The organism is Bradyrhizobium sp. 141, from assembly GCF_023074055.1.
GTDB lineage: Bacteria > Pseudomonadota > Alphaproteobacteria > Rhizobiales > Xanthobacteraceae > Bradyrhizobium.
Genome location: NZ_JADPKR010000026.1, coordinates 220,199 through 239,012, shown reverse-complemented (window position 1 = coordinate 239,012; position 18,814 = coordinate 220,199). Strand labels below are relative to the sequence as shown.

Annotated in this window: 20 protein-coding genes; 12 read left to right on the top strand and 8 right to left on the bottom strand. The window is 65.4% G+C overall.

All coding sequences use genetic code 11. The features are described from left to right. Nucleotides 1-3: 3 nt before the first annotated feature. Nucleotides 4-771 (bottom strand): GntR family transcriptional regulator, encoded by a 768-nt coding sequence (locus tag IVA81_RS09740; protein ID WP_247315135.1) that lies wholly within the window; start codon nt 769-771, stop codon nt 4-6. 180 nt (nt 772-951) lie between these two features. Here IVA81_RS09740 and IVA81_RS09735 point away from each other — a divergent pair, with 180 nt between their 5' ends. The 3 genes from IVA81_RS09735 to IVA81_RS09725 are packed head-to-tail and all read left to right on the top strand — an operon-like array spanning nt 952 to nt 3,985. Further along, nucleotides 952-2,151, top strand: coding sequence for a mandelate racemase/muconate lactonizing enzyme family protein (locus IVA81_RS09735; RefSeq protein WP_247315133.1), 1,200 nt, complete (start codon nt 952-954; stop codon nt 2,149-2,151). An 11-nt stretch (nt 2,152-2,162) separates the two neighbouring features. Next, complete coding sequence (locus tag IVA81_RS09730) at nt 2,163-2,930, top strand: SDR family oxidoreductase (protein WP_247315130.1); 768 nt, start codon at nt 2,163-2,165, stop codon at nt 2,928-2,930. A 23-nt stretch (nt 2,931-2,953) separates the two neighbouring features. Beyond that, nucleotides 2,954-3,985, top strand: coding sequence for an L-idonate 5-dehydrogenase (locus tag IVA81_RS09725; protein WP_247315129.1), 1,032 nt, complete (start codon nt 2,954-2,956; stop codon nt 3,983-3,985). Nucleotides 3,986-4,060: 75 nt separating this feature from the next. On the opposite strand, the gene IVA81_RS09720 is transcribed toward IVA81_RS09725, so the two are convergent. Next, a complete protein-coding gene (locus IVA81_RS09720; RefSeq protein ID WP_247315127.1) occupies nt 4,061-4,978 on the bottom strand; it encodes a DUF3280 domain-containing protein in 918 nt (305 codons plus the stop codon). Nucleotides 4,979-5,169: 191 nt separating this feature from the next. On the opposite strand from IVA81_RS09720, the gene IVA81_RS09715 reads away from it, so the two are divergent. Continuing rightward, the gene (locus IVA81_RS09715) at nt 5,170-6,552 is read left to right on the top strand and encodes a HAMP domain-containing sensor histidine kinase (RefSeq protein ID WP_247315124.1); all 1,383 of its coding nucleotides are present in this window, start codon (nt 5,170-5,172) and stop codon (nt 6,550-6,552) included. After that, on the top strand, nt 6,549-7,211 hold the full coding sequence (locus IVA81_RS09710) for a response regulator transcription factor (protein ID WP_247315120.1): 663 nt from the start codon (nt 6,549-6,551) through the stop codon (nt 7,209-7,211). The genes IVA81_RS09715 and IVA81_RS09710 overlap by 4 nt, the downstream gene beginning before the upstream one ends. 4 nt (nt 7,212-7,215) lie before the next feature. On the opposite strand, the gene IVA81_RS09705 is transcribed toward IVA81_RS09710, so the two are convergent. Next, on the bottom strand, nt 7,216-8,058 hold the full coding sequence (locus IVA81_RS09705) for a hypothetical protein (RefSeq protein ID WP_247315119.1): 843 nt from the start codon (nt 8,056-8,058) through the stop codon (nt 7,216-7,218). A 211-nt stretch (nt 8,059-8,269) separates the two neighbouring features. Here IVA81_RS09705 and IVA81_RS09700 point away from each other — a divergent pair, with 211 nt between their 5' ends. From IVA81_RS09700 to IVA81_RS09685, 4 genes are read left to right on the top strand one after another with little or no spacing between them, the layout of a single operon-like run. Then, nucleotides 8,270-9,154 carry an IclR family transcriptional regulator gene (locus tag IVA81_RS09700; protein ID WP_247315116.1) on the top strand — a complete coding sequence of 295 codons (885 nt, stop codon included), beginning with the start codon at nt 8,270-8,272 and terminating at the stop codon, nt 9,152-9,154. 1 nt (nt 9,155) lies between these two features. Then, nucleotides 9,156-10,352, top strand: a complete 1,197-nt coding sequence (locus IVA81_RS09695; protein WP_247315113.1) for a CaiB/BaiF CoA-transferase family protein — start codon at nt 9,156-9,158, stop codon at nt 10,350-10,352. Between the two features lie 41 nt (nt 10,353-10,393). Beyond that, nucleotides 10,394-11,380: a tripartite tricarboxylate transporter substrate binding protein gene (locus IVA81_RS09690; protein ID WP_247315112.1), complete on the top strand. Its 987-nt coding sequence runs from the start codon at nt 10,394-10,396 to the stop codon at nt 11,378-11,380. 19 nt (nt 11,381-11,399) lie between these two features. Beyond that, complete coding sequence (locus IVA81_RS09685) at nt 11,400-12,620, top strand: ABC transporter substrate-binding protein (RefSeq protein ID WP_247315109.1); 1,221 nt, start codon at nt 11,400-11,402, stop codon at nt 12,618-12,620. Between the two features lie 30 nt (nt 12,621-12,650). Here IVA81_RS09685 and IVA81_RS09680 read toward each other — a convergent pair whose 3' ends face one another. Continuing rightward, nucleotides 12,651-12,917: a hypothetical protein gene (locus tag IVA81_RS09680; RefSeq protein ID WP_247315107.1), complete on the bottom strand. Its 267-nt coding sequence runs from the start codon at nt 12,915-12,917 to the stop codon at nt 12,651-12,653. A gap of 398 nt (nt 12,918-13,315) precedes the next feature. Between IVA81_RS09680 and IVA81_RS09675 the strand changes: the two genes are divergently transcribed. Then, complete coding sequence (locus IVA81_RS09675; protein ID WP_247315102.1) at nt 13,316-13,648, top strand: hypothetical protein; 333 nt, start codon at nt 13,316-13,318, stop codon at nt 13,646-13,648. A gap of 90 nt (nt 13,649-13,738) precedes the next feature. On the opposite strand, the gene IVA81_RS09670 is transcribed toward IVA81_RS09675, so the two are convergent. Both IVA81_RS09670 and IVA81_RS09665 read right to left on the bottom strand, forming a co-directional pair. Further along, nucleotides 13,739-14,230: an SRPBCC family protein gene (locus IVA81_RS09670; RefSeq protein WP_247315099.1), complete on the bottom strand. Its 492-nt coding sequence runs from the start codon at nt 14,228-14,230 to the stop codon at nt 13,739-13,741. Beyond that, complete coding sequence (locus IVA81_RS09665) at nt 14,230-14,619, bottom strand: metalloregulator ArsR/SmtB family transcription factor (RefSeq protein ID WP_247315097.1); 390 nt, start codon at nt 14,617-14,619, stop codon at nt 14,230-14,232. The genes IVA81_RS09670 and IVA81_RS09665 overlap by 1 nt, the downstream gene beginning before the upstream one ends. 281 nt (nt 14,620-14,900) lie before the next feature. Here IVA81_RS09665 and IVA81_RS09660 point away from each other — a divergent pair, with 281 nt between their 5' ends. Next, nucleotides 14,901-15,962 (top strand): serine hydrolase, encoded by a 1,062-nt coding sequence (locus IVA81_RS09660; protein WP_247315095.1) that lies wholly within the window; start codon nt 14,901-14,903, stop codon nt 15,960-15,962. Between the two features lie 54 nt (nt 15,963-16,016). Here IVA81_RS09660 and IVA81_RS09655 read toward each other — a convergent pair whose 3' ends face one another. Next, on the bottom strand, nt 16,017-16,841 hold the full coding sequence (locus IVA81_RS09655) for an outer membrane protein (protein WP_247315093.1): 825 nt from the start codon (nt 16,839-16,841) through the stop codon (nt 16,017-16,019). A gap of 272 nt (nt 16,842-17,113) precedes the next feature. Then, complete coding sequence (locus IVA81_RS09650) at nt 17,114-17,818, bottom strand: SDR family oxidoreductase (RefSeq protein WP_247315088.1); 705 nt, start codon at nt 17,816-17,818, stop codon at nt 17,114-17,116. A gap of 117 nt (nt 17,819-17,935) precedes the next feature. Between IVA81_RS09650 and IVA81_RS09645 the strand changes: the two genes are divergently transcribed. After that, nucleotides 17,936-18,778 (top strand): GNAT family N-acetyltransferase, encoded by an 843-nt coding sequence (locus IVA81_RS09645; protein WP_247315087.1) that lies wholly within the window; start codon nt 17,936-17,938, stop codon nt 18,776-18,778. The last annotated feature ends 36 nt before the right edge of the window (nt 18,779-18,814 follow it).

Below are 18,814 nucleotides of genomic sequence, written 5' to 3'. Positions count from 1 at the left end.
TCTTTACGCCCCGAGCAGCGGCTCGATGCTGCAATCGAGCAGGCGCGGGTCGATCCCCACCTCCATGCCCGTGAACATCTCGCCCATGTAGTCGATCAGCGCATCGCTCGCCTTCACGGCGTCATCGACGCGGCGGTTGGCCACCGCGTTGAGAATGGCGAGATGATGATCGATCGTGCCTGACAGGTCGGCCTGCCCCGGCATGAAGCGGTGGTGGATGTAGCCGATGCGCCGGTACAGCGTGTGCAGCGGCCGCAGCGTGTGCACCAGGAACGGCTCCCCGGCCGCCTCCAGCACCAGCGCGTCGATGCGGCGATCTATGCTGTTGAATTCGTCGAGCGTCAGGTTGGCGCGGCGCTCGCGCAGGAGGCGCTCGATGTGAAGCGCCTGATTGCGATGCGAGAGGCTGGCGCGATCGGCCGCGAGGCGGATCACGAAACGCTCCATGTCGCGGCGCAGGGCCAGCAGCATGCGTTCACGCGCCAGATCGATCGGCGCGATGTGCAGCCCGTGACGCGGACGGATGATGATGAGCGTATCGGCGGAGAGACGATTGACCGCGTGGTGCACCGGCGTGCGGCCGAAGCCCGTTATCTCCTGCAATTCCAGCATGGTCATGAATTGGCCGGGCTTGAGCTCGCAATGGACGAGGAGCTCCTCGATCTTCTGATAGGCCAGCTCGAAGAAGTTGAGGCGGTTGCGCCGGGAGGGCCTGCCCTCGCCGTCGCCGTCGTTTCTCACCACTTCGAGCGCGCGCTTGCGCCGTGCCATGTCGTCCTCCCGTCAGCCCGCGTTCTCGCCTCGCGCGGCGGCACCTTGTTTGTGATATCCCTAAAACATGTTGTGATATATTACAAGCGGGCGTAAGACTCCCCCGGGTCCCGCCGGCAATGGCGGCGCAGAAATGACAAACAAAGCGGGCGCTATGGACCCGACGGGAGGATTGTTGCCGTGAAGATCACGTCGATCGAAACCCTGCGCACCGAGGAGTTCTCCAACGTCATCTGGGTGCGCGTCCATACCGACACGGGCGTGATCGGGCTCGGTGAGACCTTCTATGGCGCGGGCGCGGTCGAAGCGCAGATCCACGACACCTTTGCCGGCCGCCTGATCGGCCGCAATCCCCTGCACATCGAGGCCATCCATCGCGACATGTTGAACCTGCCGATGGCGCAGTCATCCACGGGCGTGGAATATCGCGCGGCCTCCGCGATCGACATCGCGCTGTGGGACTTGTTCGGCAAGGTTTGCGGCCAGCCGGTGCACCAGATGCTCGGCGGCCTCTGCCGCGACAAGCAGCGCATCTACAACACTTGCGCCGGCACGCAATATGTCCGCTCGACCAATATCAGCCCGGTCGCGAACTGGAATCTCGGCGCCTCCAAAGGACCTTACGAGGATCTCGACGGCTTCATGCACCGCGCCGACGCGCTGGCTGAAAGCCTTTTGGAAAGCGGCATCTCCGCGATGAAGATCTGGCCGTTCGATCCGGCGGCCCAGGAGAACAAGGGCCTCTACATCACCGCAGCGCAGATGAAGCAGGCGATCGAGCCGTTCGAGAAGATCCGCAAAGCCGTCGGCGACAAGATGGAGATCATGGTCGAGCTCCATTCGCTGTGGAATCTGCCGACCGCCAAGCAGATCGCGCGCGCGCTCGAACCCTACAAACCGACCTGGTACGAGGACCCGATCCGGATGAACTCGCCGCAGGCGCTCGCCGAATATGCGCGCTCGACCGACGTCTGGGTCTGCGCCAGCGAGACGCTCGGCTCGCGCTTCCCCTACAAGGACATGCTCGACCGCGACGCCATGCACGTGGTGATGGCGGATCTGTGCTGGACCGGCGGCCTCACCGAGGGCCGCAAGATCGCGGCGATGGCCGAGACCTATCACCGTCCCTTCGCGCCGCACGATTGCATCGGCCCGATCGGCTTCGTCGCCGCCATCCACATGTCGTTCAGCCAGCCCAACACGCTGATCCAGGAATCGGTGCGTGCGTTCTACAAAGGCTGGTACAACGAACTCGTCACCACAATGCCCGTGATCAAGGACGGTTTTGTCTATCCGATGGAAGGACCCGGCCTTGGCGTCGACCTCCTACCCGCCGTCTTCGACCGCACCGATCTGAGCGTGCGCCGCTCCAACTCTTAAGGATTCTCGAGATGAGCACGTCCCTTTTCGATCTCTCTGGCCGCACCGCGCTCGTGACCGGCTCCTCCCGCGGGCTCGGCCGCGCCATCGCCGAGGGCATGGCGAAGGCAGGCGCCAGGATCATCGTCAACGGCGTCGATCCCAAGCGAGTCGAGCAGGCTGTCGCCGAGTTTCGCGCCGCCGGGCATCAGGCCGAAGGCGCCGCGTTCAACGTCACCGACGAGCCGGCGATCGTCGCCGCGTTCAACGACTTCGACAAAAAGGGGATTGCCGTCGACATCATCGTCAACAATGCCGGCATCCAGCATCGCAAGCCGCTGGTCGAATTCACCACCGACGAATGGCGCAAGGTGATCGAGACCAACCTCACCAGCGCCTTCGTGATCGGGCGCGAGGCAGCCAAGCGCATGATCCCGCGCAAGCACGGCAAGATCATCAATATCGGCTCGCTCGGCAGCGAGCTCGCGCGTCCCACCATCGCGCCCTACACCGCCGCCAAGGGCGGCATCAAGAACCTGACCCGCTCGATGGCGGTGGAATGGGCCCAGCACGGCATCCAGGCCAACGCGATCGGCCCCGGCTACATGCTGACCGACATGAACGAGGCGCTGGTCAACAACACCGAGTTCAACAATTGGCTGATGGGCCGTATCCCGTCGAAGCGCTGGGGCAAGCCGGACGAGCTGGTGGGCGCGGCGATCTTCCTCGCGTCGGATGCCTCCACTTACGTCAACGGCCAGATCATCTATGTCGATGGCGGCATGATCGCCGCGATGTAACCCGCGAAACAGGGAACGAGACCATGCGCGCCGTCGTCATTCACGCCCCGAAAGACCTGCGGATCGACCTCTATCCCGATCCGGCACCCGGCCCGGGCGAGGTCCGTGTCAAGATCGCCAACGGCGGCATCTGCGGCTCCGACTTGCACTACTACCATCATGGCGGTTTCGGCGTCGTGCGCATCCAGCAGCCGATGGCGCTGGGGCATGAGATCGCCGGCGTGGTCGCCGCCGTCGGTGACGGCGTCACCAGCGTGACGGCAGGCACGCGCGTCGCCGTCAATCCGAGCAAGCCGTGCGGCCAGTGCCTGCATTGCCAGGAGGGCATCCGCAACCAGTGCCTCGACATGCGCTTCCTCGGCAGCGCGATGCGCTTTCCCCATGTGCAAGGTGGTTTCCGCGAGTTCATCACGGTCGACGCCACGCAGGCCGTGCCGATCGCGGACAAGCTCTCGCTGGCGGAAGCTGCGGTCGCCGAGCCGCTGGCGGTGTGCCTGCATGCCGGCAGGCAGGCCGGCCCCCTGCTCGGCAAGCGCGTGCTGATCACCGGCTGCGGTCCGATCGGCGCGCTGATGATTTTGGTCGCGCGCTTCGGCGGCGCCGCTGAGATCGTGGTGACCGATGTCGCTGACGCGCCGCTCGCGGTCGCCAAAAAGCTCGGCGCCAGTCACGCCATCAACGTCGCGACTGATGCCACCGCGCTCGATCCCTGGCGTGCCGGCAAGGGCGTGTTCGATACGCTGTTCGAAGCCTCCGGCAATCAGGCTGCGCTGCGCACCGCGCTCGACCTGCTGCGCCCTGGCGCTACCCTGGTGCAGCTCGGCCTCGGCGGCGAGATGACGCTGCCGATCAATTCCATCGTCGCCAAGGAATTGCAGCTCCGCGGCACCTTCCGCTTCGACCCCGAGTTCGAGCTTGCGGTGCGGCTGATGGGCGAAGGCCTGATCGACGTCAAGCCGCTGATCACGGCCACCATGCCGTTCGAGAACGCGGTCGCCGCCTTCGAGCTTGCCAGCGACCGCTCGCAATCGATGAAGGTGCAGCTTACTTTCTGAGCATGATCCGGCAAAGTGTGCAGCGGTTTTCCGATAAGATCATGCTCAAACAAAAGATCTAAAGAGCGATGAATCTCATCGCTCTTTAGCCCCGTCGGCGGCCTGCTGGCTCTCGATCAGCCGATCGCTCACCAGCCGCACGGCGCCCCGTTTCCAGGAATAGTCCGCGCCCAGGCGCAGGCCGCTGTCGCCACGCGCCAGCACCGCGCCGGTGCTGGCGTCGCGCACCTGGAAGCCGAGCGTGTATTCGGTGCGGCTGACCCGCCTCACCACGCCGATCAGCGATTGATCGGCGCCCAGCTTCTGCGCAATCGCCGCCTCGCAACCGCCGCAGTCGCGTAAAGCGCCCGCCTTCGCCGCATCGCCGCTCGCGCTGCCGACGTCGACGATGCGGTAGCGCCCGGATTGGCCGAGGACGTCACGCACGCCGCCAGTGACCTCGGCCAGGTACGAGGCGTCTGAAGCGGCTAAGGTGCCTCCCGAGGCGGCGGTCATGTCCTCGAGCTCGAAATCGAACACGGCAAGCGCGACCGGCGCAGGCTGCGCGAGCGCCGCGATAACCTCGCGGGCGAGGAACGCCTCGGCGCGGTCCCAGGCCTCGTCGTTGTCACCGCGGAACGTGTAGAGCTTCTCGAACAGGACCTTCCTGGCGCCGGTATCGATCACGGCGACCCGCGCCCATTGCACCAGCGTGCTCGTCTTCTGAACGCCGCCGACGACCTTGAATTTCGCGTCGGCTTGTCCCGCGGGCGTGAGCTGATAGCGCTTGTCCGCCCCGACATCCCGCCGCAGCGCGACCATGAATGCGGCCAGCCGCTTCTCGTGGGCGGCGGTCTGGTCGACCGGCTCGCCGGACGTATCCAGATACTGGAAATCCTCGATCGACACGCCGGCCGGTGCTGCCGCGGCCGCCTCCGGGCCCGCGTCGGCAGGCCGGACAGCCACGAGGACAGCGAGGAGCAAAGCAGAGAGAATCAACCGGAAGAGGTGCATGTGCGGGCCTCGCAGCAGGAAGCGGTTCGCAAATCTCGGCGGCCAGCCCGAGCCCCTGCAACGGCGAGCGTCCCGGCGAGCGCCGGGAAAATTTCACGACATTGCACTGCGGCAGAGCGTAGCGCTTTCCGCGACTGGCGTTCTGCCGTTTAATGCGGTTGCGACAAACCCGTTCGCGCCAGGTGTCCTCGATGTGGAACCGCCCGAGATTCGATCTCAAGGTCCGTCTGACGTTGCGCGTGGCCGCCATCACGGCCGCCTGCTTCGCCGCAATCTCCGCCTATTTCCTGATCGCGGCCGACCGCGCGGTGCACGCGCGCATCGACGGCATCGCCGCGATCGTGGCGAAATCGCTGGAGCTGCAACAAGGCAAGATCCAATGGGTGGCCGGCCCGCGCGATTTTCCCAATCTCGACCCCGTCGCGGCCTATGTGATGACGCCCGGCCTGTGTCTGGCTTTCCGCGGCGCGAGCGGCGAGATGCTGCAGCGGTTCTGCAGCGGTGCGCCGGCCCCGGCGAGCCCGCCGCCGCAGGCCTTCGCGGCCTTCTATCGCAGCCTGTTCGATCCCGGCCGCGAAGCGGCACGGCCTGTGATCGTGCGCGGAGCCAAGCTCGGCGAGACCGTGGTGTCGGTCGATCCGGCCGTGCAGACGGCGGAGGCGTGGCATGAGGCCGGCCGCCTGATGATTGCGCTTGCGATCGCGCTGCCGCTGTTGTGCTTGCTGGTCTATGCCGCGCTGGCGCGCGCGCTGCGGCCGACGCGCCTGATCTGCACCGGCCTCGAGCGGATCGCGGCCAACGACCTCACGGCGCGGTTGCCGCCGTTCGATCTCGCCGAACTCTCCGCGATCCGCGACGGCTTCAACCATCTCGCAGAAAGCCTCGACAATGCGCTTGCCGAACGCAGCGAGCTGACGCGAAAGCTGATCGCGCTGCAGGACGACGAGCGCCGCCATCTCGCCCGCGAGCTGCACGACGAGTTCGGCCAGTCGCTGGCCGCGATCCGCGCGCTGGCCTCGTCCGCCCGCCAGACCGCCGCGCAGGACTGCCCCGCTTTGCTGTCCGAATGCGACGGTATCGCGCGGACCGCGACCGGCATGATGGAGACGCTGCGCGGCGCGCTGTTCCGGCTTCGCCCGCCCGACGTCGAGGAGCTCGGGCTGGTTGCGAGCCTGGAAGGCCTCGTCGCGGGCTGGAACGGACGCAGCCGCGGCGAGACGCGCTTCACGATCCATTTCGACGGCGCGTTCGAGACCCTGCCCGCCGCGATCAGCGCCAACCTCTACCGCATCGTGCAGGAGGCGCTCACCAACGCCGCCAAGCATGCCGGCGCCATCAAGGTCGGCCTGCATTTGACGATGGCGGCAAACGAGATCACGCTTGCCATCGACGACGACGGCCGGCCGAACGATGCGTCGGTCAAATCCGGCATGGGCCTGCTCGGCATGCGCGAGCGCGTTGCGGCCCTGCGCGGCCGGATGAACTTTGAAGTCGGCCTCAACGGGGGCTCGGCGCTGCGCGTCGTCATTCCGCTCGCCGCCCCCGACCGGCAGGCGCTGGAGCATGCGGCATGAGCGCGGCCGACGCGTCCATCCTGCTGGTCGACGACCATTCCGTCGTCCGCGAGGGCTATCGCTCCGTGCTCCAGAAGCAGCCGGGCCTGCGCGTCATCGCTGAAGCGGCCGACGGCGCGGAAGCCTATCGTCTGTACAAATCCGAGGCGCCCGATCTCGTCATCATGGACCTCAGCATGCCCGGCATCGGCGGCATCGAGGCCGTCAGGCGGATCAGGCAGTGGGACAAGGGCGCAAAGATTCTCATCTTCACCATGCACCAGAATGCGGGCTTCGCCGTGCAGGCGATCCGCGCCGGCGCCAGGGGTTACGTCACCAAGACCAGCCCGCCCGAGACGCTGGTGCGCGCCGTGATGGACGTGCTCGCCGGCAAGATCGCGATCAGCCCCGACATCGACCACGAGCTGGCGTTGAGCCGGCTCGGCGGCGAAAGCTCGGCTGCCGACGTCCTCACCGCCCGAGAGTTCGAGGTGCTGCGGCTGCTGCTCGCGGAGAAGACGACCGACGAGATCGCAGAGACGCTCCACGTCAGCCCGAAGACGGTGGCGAACCTGCATTCCCTGATCAAGGACAAGCTCGGCGTCGGCTCCGACATCGAGCTGGTCCGCCTGGCGCTCCGCCAGGGACTGTTGACGCAGCTCGATCTCGGCGAGGCCTGATCGCTCAGGCCAGATAACGCGTGAGATAGCCTTCCATCGCATAGAGCGCGCAGAGCGCGAGGCTCGACCACACCGCGGCGCTGAAATACAGGAACATCCAGGTCAGCTCGCCCTTCCAATGCGCGATGTCGTGGGTCACCACCCAGCGCGTCGAAACGTCGTGCAGGCCTTCGAGGAAGCCGAGAAACCTATTGCCCTCGGCGTGCCCTGCCCGCCAGCGGCTGAAATACATGGGTACGTCGACGGTGACGAGGAAGGCCAGGAAGCAGGCGATGCCGACGATGCCTGACATCAGCGCCCAGCGCACCAGGCCCTGGAATTCCGGCATGAGGCGGCACAGCGCGATGCCCGCCAGGAAGAAGGTGACCGCCCAGAGCGAATTCTCGATCGCGTTGTAGAGGAAGTTGGTGGTCACGACCGCGTACCAGGAGAAGCACTCCGCGATGATGATGATGGGCACGATCACGAGCGCGATGTTCACGACCGTCTCGGCGCCTGTCATCTTGCCGAGCTGGTGCAGGATGATGGCCCATTGCGCGACGAAGCAGAGCTCGGCCACGGTCGCGACCGTTCGGCCGACGACGACGCTCGACAGCCATGTGTCGAACAGGCAGATGCGCTGCACGTCGGCGCGCGGCAGGATCGAGCGGAACGCGCAGCCGAACACATAGCCGGCGCACAATAGGAACATCAGCCCGATGTCCGAGCCGCCACCGAGGCTTCCCAAAGGCGTCGGGTAGAACTCGCGGTACAGCATGAACCAAACGAGGATGTTGGCGCCGCTCACGAGCGTGAGGGACCCCCACCACCACGCGAGGGGATTCGACCGCGCCTGCCACTGCAACATGAACTGCTCCAAGAATTATCGATCTGACATGCCGACGTAATAATCCTGTCACAGGACGACATGCAATCACGACAAAAATCTGTGTGTTCGATCAGTTGAGCGCATGCTTCAGCGAAACCTCGGCGTAGCCACATCGTCCACATAGCGGACATTTAGTGCCAAATAGTCGAATTTATTGGACATTCGAAGTCTCTCCGTCCGATAGTTAGGGATGCCCGGGATAGATTCCGCCAAACCTCGACATCCACTTTCCTCCGCCGCCGCGGTGCTGGCGGAGAGTGTCGATGACGCCGCCTTCGCCACGACGCTGGCAAAAGGGCTCGTCGTGCTCGAGGCGTTCAAGGCCGGCAGCACGCTGCTCGGCAACATGGAGCTGTCGACGCTGACCGGCATCCCGCGGCCGACGGTCGCGCGGCTGACCCACACGCTGGCCGAGCTCGGCTATCTCCGCTACGACGCCGAGCGAGCCAAGTACCGCGTCGGCGCGCGGGCGCTGCGGATCGCGCATCCTCTGCTTGCCGGAATGCAATTCCGCCAAGTGGCCCGGCCCATGATGCAGGAACTGGCGCTCAGCGTCCGCGGCACGGTCTCGATCGGCCTGCTCGACGCCACCTCGATGATCTATGTCGAGACCGCGCGCTCCGGCGATGTCGGACCGCACGTGCCCGACATCGGCATGCCGATTCCCGTGGTGATGACCGCGATGGGACGCGCCGCCGCAGCGACCTTGCCGCCGGCCGATGCGGACCGGCTCGAACGGAACATCGCAGCCGAAGACGCCGAGCTATGGTCGGCGTTTCGTGACAAATACCGCGCCGGGATCGCGCAAGGCAAAAGCCGCGGCTTCTGCACCTGCTGGGGCGAGTACATGGCCTCTATCCATGCGGTCGCCGCGCCGCTGTTTCACGCCAGCGAATCGAAGCAGTCGTTCTCGATCAATTGCGGCATCCCCGCGTTCCGGCTGCAGCCGGGCCAGCTGGAGGGCGAGATCGGGCCGCGCATCGCGGCACTCGCCGACAGCATCCGCGCCATCGTCGGACAGGCAGAGCTCACGCCGCCGCGCAAAACCAAGAAAATCACAAGCGCCGGGACATGACATGGCTGGACCACTCGAGGGATTGAAGGTTCTCGACATCGCGACGATCATCGCAGCACCCTTTGCCGCAACGCTGCTGGCCGACTACGGCGCGGACGTGCTCAAGATCGAGATGCCCGGGCACGGTGACGGCGTGCGGGCTTTTCCGCCGTTCAAGGACGGCAAGCCGCTGTGGTGGAAGGCGGCCAACCGCAACAAGAAGTTCGCCACGCTCGATCTGCGCACGCCGGACGGGCTTGCGCTGTTCAAACAGCTGCTTCCGCGCTTCGACGTGCTGATCGAGAATTTCCGTCCGGGAACGCTCGATCGATGGGGCCTGTCGAAGGAGGTGCTGTGGTCGGTCCAGCCGCGCCTCGTGATTCTGCGCGCCACCGCTTTCGGGCAGGATGGCCCCTATCGCGAGCGACCCGGCTTTGCCCGCATCTTCGAGGCCATGGGCGGGCTCACCTACATCACGGGGGAGAGCGACGGCGAGCCGACCCATCCAGGATACCCGATCGGAGATTCGATCGGCGGCCTGTTCGGCGCCGTCGGCGTGCTCGCGGCGCTGTGGAAACGGGCGCGCGACCCGAATGCTTCCGGCGAGGAGATCGATCTTTCGCTGACCGAAGCCACCTTCCGCCTGCTTGACGTCCTCGCCATCGAGCACGATCAGCTCGGCGCCATTCGCAGCCGGATCGGCAACGCCAACGGTTATTCGGCGCCGGCCGCCGTGTTTCGCACCAGCGACGATCACTGGGTGACGCTCGCGGGTTCGACCAACGCGCTGTTTGCGGCGAACTGCCGGGCGATCGAGCGGCCCGACCTCATCGACGATCCGCGCTTCGCCACCAACGACCGGCGCGTCAAGCATGCCGCCGAGCTCAACGACATCTTCGCCAACTGGTGCGCCGCGCATCCGCTCGACGAGGTGCTCGCGAGATTCAACGCCGCGCAGGGAACGCTCGCCCCGATCTACTCCATCGACCAGATCGCCGACGACCCGCAAGTGAAGGCGCGCGAAGTCATCACGCGTGTCCCTGACAAGGATTTCGGCACGGTTGCCATGACCAACGCCGTTCCGCGCTTCACCGTCGACCCCACGCGCATGCGTCACGCCGCCGGCGACATCGGCCAGGACAATCACGAAGTCTATTGCGACTGGCTCGGCCTTTCAGACCAGGAGATCGAACGGCTCACCGAGCGAAAGGTGATCTGAGCGTAACAAGAAGACTGACAACAAAAGTGAGGAAGAAGATCGTGGCATCACTCGAAGTCACGCGACGAACCCTGCTGGGCACAATCGCAGGTGGCCTGGCCGCCGGCCCGGGCCTGAAGGCACGCGCCGAGGATGCGTGGCCGTCGCGAATGGTGCGGCTGATCTCGCCCTACGGGCCCGGCGGCTCCAACGACATCTCGCTGCGCCTACTCGCCGAGGAGTTCGGCCGCAGCCTGCATCAGCAATTCATCGTCGAGAACAAGCCGGGCGCCGGCACCCGCATCGCCAACGACATGCTCGCGCATGCGCCGGGCGACGGCTACACCATTCTCTACGTCGCGGCCCCCTACGCCACGGCCGAGGCGCTGTTCGGCAAGCTGACCTATGACCGCAAGGATCTGCAGCCGGTGGCAATGGCGGTGGTCGCGCCGCTGTTTCTCATCATCAGCGCCGACGCGCCGTTCAAGACGCTTCCCGAGCTGATTGCCTACGGCAAGTCAAAGCCGGATGGGCTGACCTTCGCTTCGCCCGGCGCCGGCTCGCAGCCGCACCTTGCCGGCGAGCTCCTGTTTCGCGACGCCGGCGTCAAGGGTCTCAACATCCCGTTCCGGGGCGATGCCGCCTCCTACACCGAGCTGCTTGCCGGCCGCGTCGATGCCACGCTGACGGCGCTGCCGACCGCCCTGCCCTACATCCAGAGCGGCAAGTTCATCGTGCTCGGCGTCGCCTCGCCGGCGCGCAGCGCACTCTACCCGCAGGCGCCGACCCTGCGCGAGCAGGGCTTTCCCAACGTGGCTGCCGCCGGCTGGTACGGCTTCATGGCGCCCTCGACGACGCCGCGCGCGATCGTCGACAAGCTCCAGGCCGAAGTTCTGCGCGCGCTGGCAGAACCTGCGATCAGGGACAAGCTGACCGCTCAGGGCCTCGAAGTGCGCGCCGGCAATGCGGCCGAGTTCGGCCAGTTCATCGACGCCGAGACACAGAAATGGACCAAGCTGATCCGCGACGCCGGTCTCAAGGGCGAATAGCAATCGGGAGGGACCGGACATGACAAGCACTTCTCTCGCACGCATCACAGCCTCCGCGCTGCTTCTCGCGTTCTCGATTTCGGCAGCGCAGGCGCAGAAGAAATACGATTCCGGCGCCTCCGACACGGCGATCAAGGTCGGTCAGACCGTGCCGCTCAGCGGCCCGGCCTCGGCCTATGCCGTGATCGGCAAGACCCAGGCCGCCTATATGAAGATGATCAACGACCAGGGCGGCGTGAACGGCCGCAAGGTCGACCTGATCCAGTATGACGATGCCTACTCGCCGCCGAAAACCGTGGAGCAGACCCGCAGGCTGGTCGAAAGCGACGAGGTGCTGCTGACGTTCCAGATCATCGGCACCGCGCCGAACGTCGCCGTTCAGAAATATCTCAACGTCAAAAAAATCCCGCAGCTGTTTGCCGCGACCGGCGCGGCGCGCTTCACCGATCCCAAGAACTTTCCCTGGACCATGGGCTTCAATCCCTCCTACCTCGTCGAGGGCCGCATCTACGCGCAGTACCTGCTGAAGAACCATCCGAATGCCAAAATCGGCGTGCTCTACCAGAACGACGACCTCGGCAAGGATTATCTCGCCGGCCTCAAGGCCGGCCTCGGCGACAAGGCGAACATGATCGTGGCCGAGACGTCCTACGAGATCACCGAGCCGACGATCGACTCGCAGATCCTGCGGCTTAGGGATGCCGGTGCCGACGTGCTGTTCAGCGCGACGACCCCGAAACAGGCGGCGCAGGCGATCAAGAAGGTCGCGGAGATCGGCTTGAAGCCGCTGCACATCATCGACATCAACGCATCCTCGCTCAGCGCCGTGCTGAAGCCGGCGGGCCTGGACAATTCCAAGGGCGTCGTCAGCGTCGGTTACGTCAAGGATCCCGCCGATCCCGAATGGAAGGACGATCCCGGCATGAAGCGCTATCTCGCCTTCATGGCCAAATACTATCCCGAGGGCGACAAGGATTCGAACCTGAACGTCTACGGTTACATCACCGCGCAGCTCCTGATTCAGGTGCTGAAGCAATGCGGCGACGACCTCACCCGCGACAACGTGATGCGGCAGGCGGCCAATCTGAGGAACGTCGAGCTCGACCTGACGCTGCCGGGAATCTCGGTCACGACCTCGCCGACCGACTATCGCGTCAACAAGCAGTTCCAGATGGTGCAGTTCGACGGCCAGCGCTGGCAGAAGCTTGGCGACATCGTGACGGACGAGACCAGGGAATGAGGCGGCGCGAGGCTGGTTCGCGTGCCGCGCTCAACGCCCTTCCGCACGACGGCCGCCGCTGCGGATGACGTCGTCGCTCTCCGCGACGTAGCGCTGATATAGCGAGATGGCGCGATTGGCCATGCGGATCCGGTTCGTCTCTCCCTGCTCGACCATCATGGTAATCCGCTGCGCCAGGAATACGCAGGCCTGGAATTCGTCGCGGATGGCGCCGGTGCGGGCGAGAAAATCCCAGGCGATCTCGTAAGCCTGCTCCGCGGCGGGATTGCGATAGTCGCTGAAGATAATGTGCGTCATCACTGGCAAAGCCGGAGCACGACGATCGTTCCTACCGGGCGGGGCACGGCCGGGGCTGAAGGCCTGAAACACCACCGGCTGGCGCGCCGATGGTTCGATCCTGGCGAAGCAGGCGAATAATTACGCCGCCTGGCGCTGCTGCGACAGATTCCATCGTCACCTTCCCGACATTGCAATCGATTCAGGCGGCCATGCGTTGCTCTTCCTTCAACGATGTCTCCAGCGGTGCCTTGGCCTCCGGCATTAATCCCGAACGATGTTCCGGACTTGGGACCCGAAACTAACCTGCGATAGCGCCGCCAAGCACCTTCGCCGACACAGCCCCTCCACATCAACGCGTGCAGGAACGGTTGGCGGCGGGCGTGATTGGTCCGACATGAACATCGAGGAGAAACAACATGCGTAAGACAATTCTGACGATCTTCACAGCCGCGATGCTGGCCGGTGCTTCGGTCGGCGCAGCGATCGCACAAGGCGCCGGTGGCGGTGCGGGCGGTGGCGCTGGCGGTGCTGGTGGCGCCGGCGGCGGTGCGGGAGGTGCAGGAGCGGGCGCAGGCGCAGGCGCCGGTGCAGGCGGTAGCGGTGCTGGCTCAGGAAGCGCCGGAGATGGCTCCGGCTCCGGCAGTGGCGGAATCACCCATACGGAACGCGGTGGACAAGGCGCTTCCAGCGCTCCAGGCATGCGCAACGAGACCACTCCACGGTCCAACGGCACTACACCACGGCGCTAATTGCGCCGTCGATCGCGCTTCGGCAACCGAACTTTGACGGTGCGCGCATGAACGGTCCCGGCTTGTCCTCAGCCGGGACCGCATCTGTCCTCACCCCTTCATGCCCGCCACATAGGCTGCAAGCTTGTCCAGCGTCTGGTAGCCGTATTCGACTGCACCGAAACCGATCATGCCGTCACGCTGCTCGGCGCTCGAGGCCAGCTGGCGCATCATCAGCACGGTCTTGCCATTGCTCTGCTCGGCAAAGGTGACGGTGAAGCGGAACATGCCGGGGTCCTCGTCCTGGTCAAGACCGTGATCCATCTCCATCAGGGACGGCCGCTCGATGCGGCGGAAGCGCATGCGGTTTGGATAGACGGTGCCGTCGGGGCCGATCATGTTGAAGCGCCAGACGCCACCGACCCGCACGTCGATCTCGAAGGTCTCGACCTTGAACCCCTTCGGCCCGAACCATTGCGGCAGATGTTTCGGGTCGGACCACGCCTCGAACACCAGATCGCGCGGCGCGTCGATCACGCGCGACATCACGATCTCGCGCTCGAGCGACCATTGCGACAGAGCGGGATTGGCAGAATTCGTCATCACTCAGAACCTTTCTTCTTTGTTGTGCGGGACGGCCGCTTGGCGGCCGCCCTCTCCTTCTCTTTCTTGAGCTTCGTCACGTAGGCTTCGAACCGGTCGAGCCGCGCCTCCCAGATCGCGCGCTGCCGCTGGAACCAGTCCTCCGCACCGAGGAGCGCATCCGGGCTGAGGCGGCAAGTGCGCACGCGGCCGGATTTCTCCGACAGAACGAGCCCGCTCGTCTCCAGCACATGGATGTGCTTCATGAAGCTCGGCAGCGCCATGTCGAAGGGATCGGCGAGCTCGCCGACCGACGCCTCCCCCGCGCAGAGCCGCATCACGATCGCCCGCCGCGTGGGATCGGCGAGCGCCGAGAAGACCTGGTCGAGGGGGGATAATTGGTTAGCCATGAAGCTAACTATAGAGCCGCCATTATCCGGCGTCAATGATTGTTAGCTGAAGGGCTAAGTTATTTTGTCGCGAGCCCCGCAAGGCGGAACCGACAACGCGCAATCGTGAATTGGGACGTCCGCCTCTTCACGCTAAGAAGGCCCCGGGGGCGCATCACACATGCGTCAAAGCCGTGCCAGCCGTTGTCACTTCATCGCACCTCACCCGGCGCGCGCTCTCCCGGGCAGCGCTCGTTCCACTCGCCCTCGCCTGGCCGCGCCGCGCCTCGGCAGATTCTGACATGATCGCGCAAATGCGCGACATCGTCGCGAACGAGCTGGCGCCGACCGCGACGCCGGACCATGCGGGCGGCCTCGCCGCCGCCCTCTATGCCGGGCGCCATGTCGAGTTCTTCAGCTATGGTCTTGCCGACGATGTCACGAAGCGGCCGGTGACGCCGGACACGCTGTTCAACCTCGCCTCTTTAAGAAAACCGTTCGAGGCGGCGCTTGTCGCGCTCGGCGTGCTGCGCGGCGAGCTGCGGCTCGACGACCCCCTGCCGAAATATCTGCCCGAGCTCGAAGGCAACTATATCCGCAACGTTAGCGTTGGCCAGTTGGTCACGCATAGCTCGGGGCTGTTGCTGCCGACCGACCATCCGCCCTGGCCGAACGAGCAGTACACGCGCGAGCAGTTCATCGCCATGCTGAATGCCTTCGCGCCAGCGCCCGGCATCGCGCCCGGCCGGCAGCGCATCTACACCCATGCCGGCTATGTGCTGCTTCAGCTCGTGCTCGAGCGCTGCTACGGCAAGCCGATCCACGCGCTGATCCAGCACCGCATCCTCCGGCCCCTCGCCATGGAAGCCACCTTCATCCCGGAGCGCGGTGCAGACAATCGCGCCGTCATGGACGAAGCCTGGATGCAGCGCGTGGTCCAGGGCTATTCCGACCAGGGCATGGCGGTCGGCCCAATCGGCAGCCAGCAGAGCTATTTCGACTTTCCCGGCACGGGCCAGATGTTCTCCTCCGCCCGGGATCTTGCCGCTTTCGCAGCGGCCTGCGTCGACGGCCGGGCGATCGATCCGCATTTGCGCGAGGCGCTGCGGATGACGCAGCGTGAGTCCGTCCGCGTCGACGAAAAATTCGGACAGGCCATGGCCTGGGAGACCGTGCATCTTCCGGACGCCACCGTCGTCGACAAGCCAGGCGGCCTCAACAACGCCTCAGGCTATATTGGGCTCGTGCCTGCGCGGCGGATCGCCATCGTTCTGCTCGCCAATCGCGGCGAGTATCCGCACGAGATCGCCCGCTACAAGATCCTGCCCGCGCTCGCGCATCTGGTGGCATCGCACGCTGGCTAAAAAGAAAAGCCCCGGCCGAGCCGGGGCTTTCCACGCCAGAGTCTGAACGGATGCTCAGTATCGGGCAACGACCGGTCCGCCGAACTTGTAGTTCACGCCGACGCGCACGATGTTCGACTTCAGATCGACCGAGTGGGTGAAGGTCTGGGCCGGCAGCGCCACACCGACATTCAAATTGTTGCTGGTCATGCTGCTGCGACCAAGATCGACGTAGAGATATTCGGCCTTCAACGACCATCCGTTGCCCACGGCATATTCACCGCCGAGGCCTGCTGTCCAGCCGACGCGGGTGTCGCGGATCGTTCCGGACTCGGTCGCGCTTGCAAAGGTGTCCGTGAAGCTGAAGTTGCCCTTCACCTCGGCGATGGCGGCACCGCCGGTGGCGTAGATCAGCCAGCTCGGTGTCGCGAGAAAGCCGATGCGACCGCGAATGGTGGCGAGCCAATCGGCCGAGACCGACGAATTGACGGTGAAGGTGGTCGGAGCGCAGCAGGGATACAATGCCGTTCTGCTCGCGCTGCCCTTGAAGCCGAAATAGTTGATGTCGCCCTCGAGGCCGAGCACGGCGTTGTTGACCTGCCAGTTGTAGCCGGCGGTGAAGCCGCCGGTCACGCCGGAGCTGTTGATGTGTTGGGCGCCGACCGACCCGATGGCAGTCACGCTCGAGTCCGCGAAATAGGCGGCCACCGGAAACAGGGTGGTGGTGGCGGGGTTCGCGCTGCCCCACTGCCCGCCGACATTGCCGCCGACGTAAAAGCCGGTCCAGTTATAGGCCGGCGCCATCACCGGCGCCTTGGTGTAGTGCGCCGCGAGGTCGGCCGCCTGAACGGATGCGGTCCCCAAGACAACCGAAGCGATCGCCAGCAAAAACTTGTTCATTCCAGTCTCCTTGCCCCACGCGATTGACCTCGCGTTCGAATGCGCGCGGGTCAAAGGCAACCGGCGCAGTGAGGGCATAGGGCGTGCGCCGCTGCTCGTCTTGGGCTGCGGCGAAGTTCGCAAGGACTGTGACGTAGTGTGCGCCTCAGATCGTGCGAACGGATGACGGGTGTGGCCTGAGAGCCACGCATCAACCACCATCACCGGCGCGCAGCGCGCACCCGCGTCGTATCACGACAAGGCCGCCAGAGCGCGATTCGGCTCTGGGTGCCTCAGACCGAGCGCGTCAGTCCGCCGTCGACGCGGATGTTCTGGCCGGTGATGTAAGCCGCGCCGTCGGAGGCCAGGAACGAGATCGTCGCCGCGATCTCCTCGACCTTGCCGTAGCGCTTCATCGGCACGCTGTCGCGGCGCGCATCTAGCTGCGGGAGGCTGTCGATCCAGCCCGGCAAAACGTTGTTCATGCGGATGTTGTCGGCCGCATGGGTGTCGGTGAAGATCTTGGTGAAGGCGGCAAGGCCCGCGCGGAACACCGCCGAGGTCGGGAACATCGCGCTGGGCTCGAACGCCCAGGCGGTCGAGATGTTGATGATGGCGCCACCCTTTTGCGCCTGCATGATCGGCGTCACCAGCCGCGTCGGACGGATCACGTTCAGCAGATACGTATCGAGGCCGGTATGCCACTGCTCGTCGGAGATCTCGGTGATCGGCGCACGCGGCCCGTGCCCGGCGCTGTTGACGAGCACGTCGATCCGTCCCCACTTCGCCATGGCGCCGTCGACGAGACGCTTCAGGTCGTCGTTCTCCTTGTTCGAGCCGGTGATGCCGAGCCCGCCCAACTCGGCCGCCAGCGCCTCGCCCTTGCCGGACGACGACAGGATCGCGACGCGAAACCCGTCCGCCGCCAGCCGTCGCGCAGCCCCTGCCCCCATGCCGCTGCCGCCGGCGGTAACGAGCGCAACCTTCTCTGCTGCCATGGCCGATCATCCCTTTGAGTTGAGGCGAGCCACAGGCTCGGCCTATCATGAGGCCTTCTACAGCCAGATCCGTCGGCAGGTCCATGGTCGAAGGACGCACCTCATGAGCAATGCGAGATGAGTGATTTGCAGATCCGCAATTTGCGCCCCGAGGAGATCTTTCTCGCCATCGACTGGGCCGCGGCCGAGGGCTGGAATCCGGGCCTCTCCGATGCTGGCTGCTTCGCGGTCGCCGACGCGCAAGGCTTCTTCGTCGGCGAGATCGATGGCGAGCCGGCCGCAACCATCTCCTGCGTCAATTACGACGACCGCTTCGCCTTCCTCGGCTTCTATATCGTGCGCGCAGACTTGCGCGGCTCTGGCCACGGCCTGCGCATCTGGGACGCGGCGATCGCGCATGCGGGCTCGCGCGTGATCGGGCTCGACGGCGTCGTGGCGCAGCAGGACAATTACAGGAAATCCGGTTTCCAGCTCGCTTACGCCAATATCCGCTATGGCGGCATCGTCGCCGCACCCTTGAGGCCGCCCGCCGATGTCGTTGCGCTCGACACGATCCCGTTTGCGCTTGTGGAAGCCGACGACGCCACCGTCTTCCCGGCGCGGCGCAGCGCCTTCCTGCGCGCCTGGATCAACACGTCGGGCCATGTCGGCCGAGCGCTGGTGCGCGACGGCAAGCTCGCCGCGTGGGGCGTGATCCGGCCGTGCCGGACCGGCCACAAGATCGGCCCGCTCGTCGCCGACGACCGCGCGGCGGCGGAGGCGATCGTCCAGGCCCTGCTTGCGAGTGCCGGTATCGGCGAAGTCTTCCTCGACGTCCCCGCCGTCAATCCCGAGGCGATCGCGCTCGCGGAGGCGCTCGGGCTCAAGCCGGTGTTCGAGACCGCGCGGATGTACACGGGGCTGATCGCGCCGCTGCGCATCGAGCGCGTCTTCGGCGTGACCAGCTTTGAGCTGGGCTAGAGCATGATCCGGAAAAGTGTGAAGCGGTTTTCCGAA

Coding starts and splice junctions, on each gene's coding strand:
- IVA81_RS09740 (WP_247315135.1), bottom strand. CDS start 771: ATGGCACGGCGCAAGCGCGCGCTCGAAGTGGTGAGAAACGACGGCGAC.
- IVA81_RS09730 (WP_247315130.1), top strand. CDS start 2,163: ATGAGCACGTCCCTTTTCGATCTCTCTGGCCGCACCGCGCTCGTGACC.
- IVA81_RS09725 (WP_247315129.1), top strand. CDS start 2,954: ATGCGCGCCGTCGTCATTCACGCCCCGAAAGACCTGCGGATCGACCTC.
- IVA81_RS09720 (WP_247315127.1), bottom strand. CDS start 4,978: ATGCACCTCTTCCGGTTGATTCTCTCTGCTTTGCTCCTCGCTGTCCTC.
- IVA81_RS09715 (WP_247315124.1), top strand. CDS start 5,170: ATGTGGAACCGCCCGAGATTCGATCTCAAGGTCCGTCTGACGTTGCGC.
- IVA81_RS09710 (WP_247315120.1), top strand. CDS start 6,549: ATGAGCGCGGCCGACGCGTCCATCCTGCTGGTCGACGACCATTCCGTC.
- IVA81_RS09705 (WP_247315119.1), bottom strand. CDS start 8,058: ATGTTGCAGTGGCAGGCGCGGTCGAATCCCCTCGCGTGGTGGTGGGGG.
- IVA81_RS09700 (WP_247315116.1), top strand. CDS start 8,270: ATGCCCGGGATAGATTCCGCCAAACCTCGACATCCACTTTCCTCCGCC.
- IVA81_RS09695 (WP_247315113.1), top strand. CDS start 9,156: ATGGCTGGACCACTCGAGGGATTGAAGGTTCTCGACATCGCGACGATC.
- IVA81_RS09685 (WP_247315109.1), top strand. CDS start 11,400: ATGACAAGCACTTCTCTCGCACGCATCACAGCCTCCGCGCTGCTTCTC.
- IVA81_RS09680 (WP_247315107.1), bottom strand. CDS start 12,917: ATGACGCACATTATCTTCAGCGACTATCGCAATCCCGCCGCGGAGCAG.
- IVA81_RS09675 (WP_247315102.1), top strand. CDS start 13,316: ATGCGTAAGACAATTCTGACGATCTTCACAGCCGCGATGCTGGCCGGT.
- IVA81_RS09670 (WP_247315099.1), bottom strand. CDS start 14,230: ATGACGAATTCTGCCAATCCCGCTCTGTCGCAATGGTCGCTCGAGCGC.
- IVA81_RS09665 (WP_247315097.1), bottom strand. CDS start 14,619: ATGGCTAACCAATTATCCCCCCTCGACCAGGTCTTCTCGGCGCTCGCC.
- IVA81_RS09660 (WP_247315095.1), top strand. CDS start 14,901: ATGATCGCGCAAATGCGCGACATCGTCGCGAACGAGCTGGCGCCGACC.
- IVA81_RS09655 (WP_247315093.1), bottom strand. CDS start 16,841: ATGAACAAGTTTTTGCTGGCGATCGCTTCGGTTGTCTTGGGGACCGCA.
- IVA81_RS09650 (WP_247315088.1), bottom strand. CDS start 17,818: ATGGCAGCAGAGAAGGTTGCGCTCGTTACCGCCGGCGGCAGCGGCATG.
- IVA81_RS09645 (WP_247315087.1), top strand. CDS start 17,936: ATGAGTGATTTGCAGATCCGCAATTTGCGCCCCGAGGAGATCTTTCTC.